At 68.4% G+C, this 9,612-nt stretch carries 9 protein-coding genes; 6 read left to right on the top strand and 3 right to left on the bottom strand.

The window, feature by feature from the left end; translation table 11 throughout:
• Positions 1–91: 91 nt before the first annotated feature.
• Positions 92–220: a hypothetical protein gene (locus DPV74_RS35380; protein ID WP_023476234.1), complete on the bottom strand. Its 129-nt coding sequence runs from the start codon at positions 218–220 to the stop codon at positions 92–94.
• On the opposite strand from DPV74_RS35380, the gene pyk reads away from it, so the two are divergent.
• The 6 genes from pyk (at position 219) to DPV74_RS35410 (ending at position 7,025) form a co-directional block, all read left to right on the top strand.
• Positions 219–1,655 carry a pyruvate kinase gene (gene pyk / locus DPV74_RS35385; RefSeq protein WP_119338884.1) on the top strand — a complete coding sequence of 479 codons (1,437 nt, stop codon included), beginning with the start codon at positions 219–221 and terminating at the stop codon, positions 1,653–1,655. The genes DPV74_RS35380 and pyk overlap by 2 nt on opposite strands.
• Positions 1,656–1,971: 316 nt before the next feature.
• The gene (gene fba / locus DPV74_RS35390) at positions 1,972–3,036 is read left to right on the top strand and encodes a class II fructose-bisphosphate aldolase (protein WP_027789227.1); all 1,065 of its coding nucleotides are present in this window, start codon (positions 1,972–1,974) and stop codon (positions 3,034–3,036) included.
• 233 nt (positions 3,037–3,269) lie between these two features.
• Positions 3,270–4,160, top strand: a complete 891-nt coding sequence (locus DPV74_RS35395) for a phosphoribosylaminoimidazolesuccinocarboxamide synthase (RefSeq protein WP_021164115.1) — start codon at positions 3,270–3,272, stop codon at positions 4,158–4,160.
• Between the two features lie 16 nt (positions 4,161–4,176).
• Positions 4,177–4,698 carry a 5-(carboxyamino)imidazole ribonucleotide mutase gene (gene purE, locus DPV74_RS35400; RefSeq protein WP_021164114.1) on the top strand — a complete coding sequence of 174 codons (522 nt, stop codon included), beginning with the start codon at positions 4,177–4,179 and terminating at the stop codon, positions 4,696–4,698.
• A gap of 90 nt (positions 4,699–4,788) precedes the next feature.
• Positions 4,789–5,985: a 5-(carboxyamino)imidazole ribonucleotide synthase gene (locus DPV74_RS35405; RefSeq protein WP_060083073.1), complete on the top strand. Its 1,197-nt coding sequence runs from the start codon at positions 4,789–4,791 to the stop codon at positions 5,983–5,985.
• A gap of 11 nt (positions 5,986–5,996) precedes the next feature.
• Positions 5,997–7,025 (top strand): L-threonylcarbamoyladenylate synthase, encoded by a 1,029-nt coding sequence (locus tag DPV74_RS35410; RefSeq protein WP_027789229.1) that lies wholly within the window; start codon positions 5,997–5,999, stop codon positions 7,023–7,025.
• A gap of 85 nt (positions 7,026–7,110) precedes the next feature.
• On the opposite strand, the gene DPV74_RS35415 is transcribed toward DPV74_RS35410, so the two are convergent.
• Positions 7,111–8,256, bottom strand: coding sequence for an SGNH/GDSL hydrolase family protein (locus DPV74_RS35415; RefSeq protein ID WP_060313417.1), 1,146 nt, complete (start codon positions 8,254–8,256; stop codon positions 7,111–7,113).
• A 95-nt stretch (positions 8,257–8,351) separates the two neighbouring features.
• Complete coding sequence (locus DPV74_RS35420) at positions 8,352–9,266, bottom strand: sterol desaturase family protein (RefSeq protein WP_027789231.1); 915 nt, start codon at positions 9,264–9,266, stop codon at positions 8,352–8,354.
• Positions 9,267–9,612: the final 346 nt, after the last annotated feature.

The following is a 9,612-nucleotide window of genomic DNA, read 5'->3' on the forward strand; positions in this document are numbered from 1 at the left end:
CGGGCAAGCGCAAACGCGCGCCCGCGCGGGCGAACACCGCCCCGCGCGCACCGGCGGCCGCTGGCGACGCGGCCGAGCAGCACCACGAGATTCAGAACAAAGCGATGCCGGGCGCAAGCACCGGCACGCTCCCCGGAGCGGCCGCCGCTGGGCCCGCCGCTTCCGGCTCTCGCAGCGTTTCACCCAGCGCATCCACCTTGATCCAGATGAGGAGTTTCATGCAGCGCGCCACCAAGATAGTCGCCACGATCGGCCCGGCTTCCAGTTCGCCGGAGATTCTGCTGCAGATGATGCAGGCGGGCCTCGACGTCGTGCGGCTCAATTTTTCGCACGGCACGGCCGACGATCACCGCCAGCGCGCCGAGATGGTGCGCGAGGCTGCCCGCAAGGTCTGCCGCGAGATCGCGATCATGGCCGACCTCCAGGGCCCGAAGATCCGCGTCGGCAAGTTCGAGAACGGCAAGACGACGCTGACGCCGGGGCAGCCCTTCATCCTCGATGCCGGTTGCGAGCTCGGCAACGACGAGCGCGTCGGGCTCGACTACAAGGAACTGCCGCGCGACCTGAAGCCGGGCGACCTGCTGCTGCTGAACGACGGCCTGATCGTGCTGACCGTCGAGCGCGTGCTCGGCGACGAGATCCACACGATCGTCAAGGTGGGCGGCGAGCTGTCGAACAACAAGGGCATCAATCGCCAGGGCGGCGGCCTGTCGGCTCCCGCGCTGACCGCGAAGGACATGGAAGACATCCGCACCGCGATGTCGCTTGGCGCGGACCTGGTGGCGGTGTCGTTCCCGAAGAACGCGACCGACATGGAAATGGCGCGCCAGCTCGCGAACATCGCGGGCGCGCCGTACGGCATCAAGCCGAAGATGATCGCGAAGATCGAGCGCGCGGAAGCGATTCCGGCGCTGCAGAGCATTCTCGACGCGTCCGACGGCATCATGGTCGCGCGCGGCGACCTCGCGGTGGAAGTGGGCAACGCGGCCGTGCCGGCGCTGCAGAAGCGCATGATCCGGATGGCGCGCGAGTCGAACAAGCTCGTGATCACCGCGACGCAGATGATGGAGTCGATGATCCACGCGCCCGTGCCGACCCGCGCGGAAGTGTCGGACGTCGCGAACGCGGTGCTCGACGGCACCGATGCGGTGATGCTGTCGGCCGAGACGGCTGCCGGCAAGTACCCGGTCGTCACGATCGAGACGATGGCGGCTGTGTGCGTCGAGGCGGAGAAGTCCGAAGAGGTCGAGCTCGACAAGGATTTCCTCGACCGCACGTTCACGCGGATCGACCAGTCGATCGCGATGGGCGCGCTGTTCACCGCGTACCACCTCGGCGCGAAGGCGATCATCGCGCTGACCGAATCGGGCGCGACCGCGTTGTGGATGTCGCGTCACTACACGCACGTGCCGATCTTCGCGCTGACGCCGCGCGTCGGCAGCGAGCGCACGATGGCGCTGTACCGCAACGTGACGCCGCTGCACGTCGACTTCAACAGCGACCGCGACTCGGCGCTGCAGGCGGCGCTCGAGATCGTCGTCAAGCAAGGCTACGTGCAGCACGGCGACATGGTCGTGCTGACCGTCGGCGAGCCGATGGGGCAGGCGGGCGGCACCAACACGCTGAAGATCGTGCGGGTCGGCGAGCACTATTGAGCACCGACTGAGCACCGCGCCGGCCAGTGCGCCGGCCGGCCGGATCGGCTGAAAAATCGATCCGGCACCGTTTTATACGCGAAAGCCGCGTGGGGTCCGAAGCCCCACGCGGCTTTTTTTCTCTTTTTTGCCCGCATTGTGCCGTGCGAACGTAACAAATTGCGAGTCGGCGCCACCGGGCGGTCGGAATCGGAGGCGCTTCGCGATAAAATGCGGCTATTCGACGCTCAGCCGCGCCGCGCCACCCCGGTTCGAACGGGAGCGAGCGCCGCGCCGGCGTCAGGGCGCACCGGTTTTCATTCCAAGGAGTTCCACAATGCCTCTCGTATCAATGCGTCAATTGCTGGACCACGCGGCAGAGCACGGTTACGGCCTGCCGGCCTTCAACGTGAACAACCTGGAGCAGGTCCAGGCGATCATGGCGGCGGCGGACCAGGTCGGCGCGCCCGTGATCATGCAGGCATCGGCCGGCGCGCGTAAGTATGCGGGCGAGCCGTTCCTGCGCCACCTGATCGAAGCGGCGGTCGAATCGTACCCGCACATCCCGGTCGTGATGCACCAGGATCACGGCCAGTCGCCGGCAGTCTGCACGGCCGCGATCCGCAGCGGCTTCACCAGCGTGATGATGGACGGTTCGCTGGAAGCCGACGGCAAGACGGTCGCGTCGTACGAGTACAACGTCGACGTGTCGCGCAAGGTCGTCGAGATGGCGCACTCGATCGGCGTGACGGTCGAAGCCGAACTCGGCGTGCTCGGCTCGCTCGAGACGATGAAGGGCGACAAGGAAGACGGCCACGGCGCGGAAGGCACGATGACCCGCGAGCAGTTGCTGACCGATCCGGAGCAGGCCGCCGACTTCGTGAAGCTCACGCAGTGCGATGCGCTCGCGATCGCGATCGGCACGTCGCACGGCGCGTACAAGTTCTCGAAGAAGCCGACGGGCGACATCCTGTCGATCCAGCGCATCAAGGAAATCCACGCGCGCATTCCGAACACCCACCTCGTGATGCACGGTTCGTCGTCGGTGCCGCAGGAACTGCTGGCCGAGATCCGCGAATTCGGCGGCGACATGAAGGAAACCTACGGCGTGCCGGTCGAGGAAATCCAGGAAGGCATCAAGCACGGCGTGCGCAAGATCAACATCGACACCGACCTGCGTCTCGCGATCACCGGCGCGATCCGCCGCTACCTGTTCGAGAACCCGGGCAAGTTCGATCCGCGCGACTACCTGAAGCCCGCGCGCGAAGCGGCGAAGCAGGTCTGCGTCGACCGCTACCTCGCGTTCGGCTGCGAAGGCCAGGCCGGCAAGATCAAGCCGCTGTCGCTCGACAAGATCGCCGAGCAGTACAAGTCCGGCGCGCTCGCGCAGGTCGTGCGCTGAGACTGTAGTACGATTGCCCCCGCCCGGTACTGCCGCCGGGCAAGGGCTGGCCGCCCGGTTGCCGGATCCGATCCGGCCCCGGTAGCCGCTCCGTCCGGCCGAACAAGGGCCGGCCGGCAACCGCCGGGCGCCGTCGCCCGCCGGTTCGCCGACGTATTGCAAGACCGCCGTTCCCGCCTGCCGCGGGGAACGGCGTTTCCCTTTTTGTTTGGCTCCTTATCTGCGAAAAGACGATGTCTACCCTTTACGAATCCACGCTCCGCTCGCTGCCGCTCCTCGGTCGCGGCAAGGTCCGCGACAACTACGCGGTCGGCAACGACAAGCTCCTGATCGTCACGACCGACCGCCTGTCGGCATTCGACGTGGTGATGGGCGAGCCGATTCCGAACAAGGGCCGCGTGCTGAACCAGATGGCGAACTTCTGGTTCGACAAGCTCGCGCACATCGTGCCGAACCACCTGACGGGCGACGCGCCGGAAGCGGTCGTCGCGGCCGACGAGGTCGAGCAGGTGAAGGGCCGCGGCGTGGTCGTCAAGCGCCTCGAGCCGATCATGATCGAAGCGGTCGTGCGCGGCTACCTGGCCGGCAGCGGCTGGAAGGAATACCAGGCGTCGGGCGCCGTGTGCGGCGTGCAGCTGCCGGAAGGCCTGCAGAACGCGCAGAAGCTGCCCGAGCCGATCTTCACGCCGGCCGCGAAGGCCGAGATGGGCGAGCACGACGAGAACATCACGTTCGAGGAAACCGAGCGCCGCATCGGCACCGAGCTGGCCGCCACCATTCGCGACATCTCGATCAAGCTGTACAAGGAAGCGGCCGACTACGCGGCGACGCGCGGCATCATCATCGCCGACACGAAGTTCGAATTCGGCCTCGACAACCACGGCAAGCTGTACCTGATGGACGAAGTGCTGACCGCCGATTCGTCGCGCTTCTGGCCGGCCGACCAGTACGAAGTCGGCACCAACCCGCCGTCGTTCGACAAGCAGTTCGTGCGCGACTGGCTCGAGGCGCAGCCGTGGGGCAAGACGGCGCCGGCGCCGGCGCTGCCGGCCGACGTCGTCGAGAAGACGGCCGCGAAGTACCAGGAAGCGCTCGAGCGCATCACCGGCCAGGCGCTCGCCTGATCGAGGTACATACGACATGAGCGAAATCCAGACTGCCCACACGCACAGCGCGCCGCTCGTCGGCGTGCTGATGGGTTCGAGTTCCGACTGGGACGTGATGAAGCACGCGGTCGCCATCCTGCAGGAATTCGGCGTGCCGTACGAAGCGAAGGTCGTGTCCGCGCACCGGATGCCCGACGAGATGTTCGACTATGCGGAGAAGGCGCGCGAGCGCGGGCTGCGCGCGATCATCGCGGGCGCCGGCGGCGCAGCGCACCTGCCCGGCATGCTGGCCGCGAAGACCACGGTGCCGGTGCTCGGCGTGCCGGTCGCGAGCAAGTACCTGAAGGGTGTCGATTCGCTGCACTCGATCGTGCAGATGCCGAAGGGCGTGCCCGTCGCGACGTTCGCGATCGGCGAGGCCGGCGCCGCGAATGCCGCGCTGTTCGCGGTGTCGATCCTGTCCGGCACGTCGACCGACTACGCGAACCGGCTCGCCGCGTTCCGCGTGCGCCAGAACGAAGCCGCGCACGCGATGGTGCTGCCGCCGCTGGAATGACGGCATGGCGCGCGGCCGCACGACGCGGCCGGCGCCGGATTTTCCCACTGCGGCGGGCATTTTCGCGTTCCGCCGCGACCGACCACTGACATGACCGCAACTCCTGATTCCGTTTCCCCGATCCTGCCCGGCGCGTGGCTGGGCATGGTCGGCGGTGGCCAGCTCGGCCGCATGTTCTGCTTTGCCGCCCAGTCGATGGGCTATCGTGTCGCCGTGCTCGATCCCGATCCGACGAGCCCCGCCGGCGCGGTCGCCGACCGCCACCTGCGCGCTGCATATGACGACGAAGCCGCGCTCGCGGAACTGGCCGACCTGTGCGACGCGGTGTCGACGGAGTTCGAGAACGTGCCGGCCGCAAGCCTCGATTTCCTCGCGCGCACGACGTTCGTCGCGCCGGCCGGCCGCTGCGTCGCGGTCGCACAGGACCGGATCGCGGAGAAGCGCTTCATCGAGGCGTCGGGCGTGCCCGTCGCGCCGCACGTCGTGATCGAATCGTCGGCGGCACTCGCCGCGCTCGACGATGCCGCGCTCGACGCGGTGCTGCCGGGCATCCTGAAGACGGCGCGCCTCGGCTACGACGGCAAGGGCCAGGTGCGCGTGAGTACCGCGCAGGAAGCGCGCGACGCGCATGCGGCGCTGAACGGCGTGCCGTGCGTGCTCGAGAAGCGCCTGCCGCTGAAATACGAAGTGTCGGCGCTGATCGCGCGCGGCGCGGACGGCCGCTCGGCCGCGTTCCCGCTCGCGCAGAACGTGCATCACAACGGCATCCTCGCGCTGACGGTCGTGCCCGCGCCGGCCGCCGATGCCGCGCGCGTCGAAGAGGCGCAGCAGGCCGCCGTGCGGATTGCCGATACGCTCGGCTACGTCGGCGTGCTGTGCGTTGAATTCTTCGTGCTGGAAGACGGTTCGTTCGTCGCGAACGAGATGGCGCCGCGCCCGCACAACTCCGGCCACTACACGGTCGATGCGTGCGCAACGAGCCAGTTCGAGCAGCAGGTGCGCGCGATGACGCGCATGCCGCTCGGCAACCCGCGCCAGCATTCGCCGGCCGCGATGCTGAACATCCTCGGCGACGTGTGGTTTCCGGCCGGCGCGACGGCCGATGCCGTCACGCCGCCGTGGGACACGGTCGCCGCGATGCCGGCCGCGCACCTGCATCTGTACGGCAAGGAGGACGCGCGCGTCGGCCGCAAGATGGGCCACGTGAACTTCACGGCCGAAACGCGCGACGAAGCCGTTGCCGCGGCCACCGCGTGCGCGCAGCTGCTGCGCGTGCCGCTCGACTGAGGCGCCGGCCGATGTCCATCGATCTCCCGAACACCGTGACGGCCGCGCAGATCGACGCGGCCGCCGCGTTGCTCGACGCGGGCCAGCTCGTCGCCTTTCCGACCGAAACCGTCTACGGGCTCGGCGCCGACGCGGCGAATCCCGAGGCCGTCGCGCGCATCTACGCGGCGAAGGGGCGGCCGGCGAATCATCCGGTGATCGTGCACCTGCCGCCGGGCGGTGATCCCGGTTACTGGGCCGACGATCTGCCGGCCGATGCGCAGGCGTTGATCGATGCATTCTGGCCGGGCCCGCTGACGCTGATCCTGAAGCGTCATGCGCGCATTCCGGACGCCGTGAGCGGCGGTCAGGATTCGGTCGGGCTGCGCTGCCCGTCGCATCCGGTCGCGCAGGCGCTGCTGGCTGCGTTCAGCGCGCGGCGCGGCGGGCATGGCGGCGTGGCCGCGCCGTCCGCGAACCGGTTCGGCCATGTGAGCCCGACCACCGCGCAGCACGTACGCGACGAATTCGGCGACACCGTGCACGTGCTCGACGGCGGCGCGTCCGAAGTCGGCATCGAATCGACGATTCTCGACCTGTCGCGCGGTTTCCCGGCGCTGCTGCGCCCGGGCCACGTGACGCCGCAGCAGATCGCCGACGTGCTCGGCCGCGCGCCGAAGCTGCCGGACGGCAGCGACGCGACCGCGCCGCGCGCATCGGGCACGCTGAAGGCGCATTACGCACCGCGCACGCCGCTCGCGCTGCTGCCGTTCGACGCGCTCGAGCCGCTGCTCGCGGCCGCGCAAGCCGACGGCGAGCGTGTCGCGCTCGTCGCCCGTGCGTCGCGCGCGGGACGCTGGGCGCAGGCCGACGGCGTGCATTTCGTCGCGGCGCCGGAAGATCCGCAGGCGTATGCACGCGACCTGTACGGGATGTTGCGCGCGCTCGACCGCGCGCAGGTCGCACGCATCCTCGTCGAGAAACTGCCCGAGACCGTCGAATGGATCGCGGTCAACGATCGTCTCGGCCGTGCGGCGGCCGCGTTCGAAGCGCGCGACTGACACGTTCGACGGTTGATTCAGGAATGAAAAAACGCCCGACCGGCGAACCGGTCGGGCGTTTTTGTTTGGGCGCGTGGCCGGCGGCTTACTTGCCGACGCCCGACTTCGCGATCTGCTGTTCGACGAACTGCGCGAACAGCGCGTGCAGGTGCGTCGTCGGGTGGACCGTGTCGGCGAACATGTAGGTCTGGTCCGCGTTCGCGACCGTGTAGGTCTGCGGCGAGCAGAACAGCGACGAGCCGAATGCGGTCGCGTTCGCGACGCCGTACTGCGTGGCGGCCTGGACCATCGCCTTCAGGTTGCAGGCGGTGTCGGTGTTCGACACGCTGAAGCCGTTCGCCTTGTAGTTCGCCGCGATGCCGTCCTGCCACGTGAACGTGTCGAGCAGTGCGACCTTCGTCGTGTCAACCTTCAGCGCGGCCAGCGTGCCGGCGAGCGTCTTGTTGAACAGCCCCGACAGTTGCGTGAACGCGGCCTGCGTCGGCGCGCCGCCCTGCAGCGCGAGCGGCGTGCCGCCGATGTCCGGCACGTTCGACACGTACACGTGCGTCGCGCCTGCCGCGACGATCTGCTGGACGATGCCGCCGAGCTGCTGCGCGGCCAGGCCGATCGCCTGCGCCGCCGCGAGTTGCGCGGCCGGCGTGTTGCCTTGCGCCTGCGCGACCTGTGCCTGGTAGAAGATGTCGTTCGCGCCGCCGTTGACCAGCACGATCTGGCCGGCGTTGAAGCTGCCGTGCTGCGACAGGTACTGCTTGACCTGGTCGGCGATCGGCGTCGTGGTGGCCTGCGCGTAGTCGGCGTTCGGCACGCTCGCGTCCGCGTGACCGATGCCCGGCTGCAGCGTCACGCGCGAGCCGCCCTGTGCGTAGCCGAGACCGCCGGTGGCCTGCAGCGGAATGCCGAACCCGCCCTGGTTCGCGGGCTGCAGCGTGTCGCCGTAGTACTGCGCGACGTTCTGCGTCCATACCTGGCCCGGGTTGGTCGTGAAGCGGCCGCCGCCGAAGCCGAGCTTGATCTGCGAGTAGGTGCCCGCGTCGGACAGGCTGTCGCCGAACGACACGACCTGCATCTTCACGCCCGACGGCGGCGTGTTCGACGCGCTGTTGTTGTTGTTGTCGTCACCGCCGCCGCATGCGGCGAGCAGCGCGAGCGCGGCGCCGGCGATCGCGACCTGCGCGGTGCGCAGCATGCGCTGCCGGGTGCGGGAAGGTGCGTGTTGTTGTGTCTGCATCGTTCGATCTCCTCGTAGATATGGCCTGATGTGTTTCTCATCTGCCGCGTGCCTGCTCGGTTCCGGGCCGCGCGGCGGCCGTTGGCTGAAACGGTTTATTGGTTACGCGCAGCCGCCGGCGGCACGGTGCGCGGATCGGGGTTCGCGGCCTCGGCAATCTGCGCATGATAAGCGCTCGCCCATTCGGGCGGGCCGAAAATCGCGCGCAGCTTGTTGCGCCATCCGTCGACGCGCAATGCGTCGCCGGCCATCGATATCCACTCGTGGAACGTCGCGACGAGCGGGTTGTTCGAGCCGAGCCGCTCGACGATCCCGTACCTCGGCGGATCGTCGGGCGTTTCCTCGACATAACTCCCGAACAGGCGATCCCAGATCACAAGGACGCCTGCGTAATTGCGGTCGATGTAGCGCGGATTGCGCGCATGGTGCGCACGGTGGATCGACGGCGTGTTCAGCACGTATTCGAGCCAGCCGAGCTTGCCGATCGCCTGCGTGTGCACAAAGAACTGGAACGCGAGGTTGATCAGCACGATGCCGACGACCTGCTGCGGCGGAAAGCCGGCGAACGCGAGCGGCAGCCAGAACACCCACATGCCCGCGACGGGATACATCAGGCTCTGGCGGAACGCGGTCGAGAAATTCATCCGCTCGGACGAGTGATGCACGACGTGCGCGGCCCACAGCCAGCGCACGCGATGGCTCGCACGATGGAACACGTAGTAGAGGAAATCCTGCGCGACAAACAGCACCGCGAACGACAGCCAGCCGTCGTGCCACGTGAACAGGCGGTAGTGCCGGTAGCAATACGCGTAGACGGGGATCACGAACAGCCACGCGATCTTGTCGGCGCCCTGGTGCATCAGCGCGAGCGCCGCGTTGCACAGCGTGTCGCGCCACGCATAGACAGAGTCCTGCGCACGGGTGCGGGCGAGGTGCCAGGCCTCCCACGCGATGCAGAGCAGGAAGACGGGCGCCAGCGCGAGCAGAAGCAATTCGACGTCGAATCGCATGGGCGTGTCTCCTTCTTTCCCCTGCAAGCCTTGAGGCCGGGCGTATGGCCCGTTGTAGATATCGGTCAGGCCAACAGCCTACGCAATCGCCACGCGCTAGGCGAGGGGGCAGCGTAGAGGGTTCCCTCTGAGGACAGGGTTTCTACGGAAGCCGCGCGGCACGGGGCCGGGCGGTGTGGCCCTGTTTTGTGGGCGCGATCGGTGCGCGGCGTGTCGCGCGCGGGCGGCGGCTGCCGTTTCAAACCGGGGAGGGCGGGATTCCGTGCGCGGGGGCGCTTGCGGGCCGCCCCGATTGCCCGTCGGGGCGACCCGCTGCGCGGTGCGGCCCCGTGGCCGGTGCAAGCCG

Source organism: Burkholderia sp. HAN2018, from assembly GCF_024704855.1.
Taxonomy (GTDB): Bacteria; Pseudomonadota; Gammaproteobacteria; order Burkholderiales; family Burkholderiaceae; genus Burkholderia; species Burkholderia cepacia.

Bases quoted from the DNA above. Each gene is read 5' to 3' on its own strand.
- pyk (WP_119338884.1), top strand. From the start codon at position 219: ATGCAGCGCGCCACCAAGATAGTCGCCACGATCGGCCCGGCTTCCAGT.
- DPV74_RS35380 (WP_023476234.1), bottom strand. From the start codon at position 220: ATGAAACTCCTCATCTGGATCAAGGTGGATGCGCTGGGTGAAACGCTG.
- fba (WP_027789227.1), top strand. From the start codon at position 1,972: ATGCCTCTCGTATCAATGCGTCAATTGCTGGACCACGCGGCAGAGCAC.
- DPV74_RS35395 (WP_021164115.1), top strand. From the start codon at position 3,270: ATGTCTACCCTTTACGAATCCACGCTCCGCTCGCTGCCGCTCCTCGGT.
- purE (WP_021164114.1), top strand. From the start codon at position 4,177: ATGAGCGAAATCCAGACTGCCCACACGCACAGCGCGCCGCTCGTCGGC.
- DPV74_RS35405 (WP_060083073.1), top strand. From the start codon at position 4,789: ATGACCGCAACTCCTGATTCCGTTTCCCCGATCCTGCCCGGCGCGTGG.
- DPV74_RS35410 (WP_027789229.1), top strand. From the start codon at position 5,997: ATGTCCATCGATCTCCCGAACACCGTGACGGCCGCGCAGATCGACGCG.
- DPV74_RS35415 (WP_060313417.1), bottom strand. From the start codon at position 8,256: ATGCAGACACAACAACACGCACCTTCCCGCACCCGGCAGCGCATGCTG.
- DPV74_RS35420 (WP_027789231.1), bottom strand. From the start codon at position 9,266: ATGCGATTCGACGTCGAATTGCTTCTGCTCGCGCTGGCGCCCGTCTTC.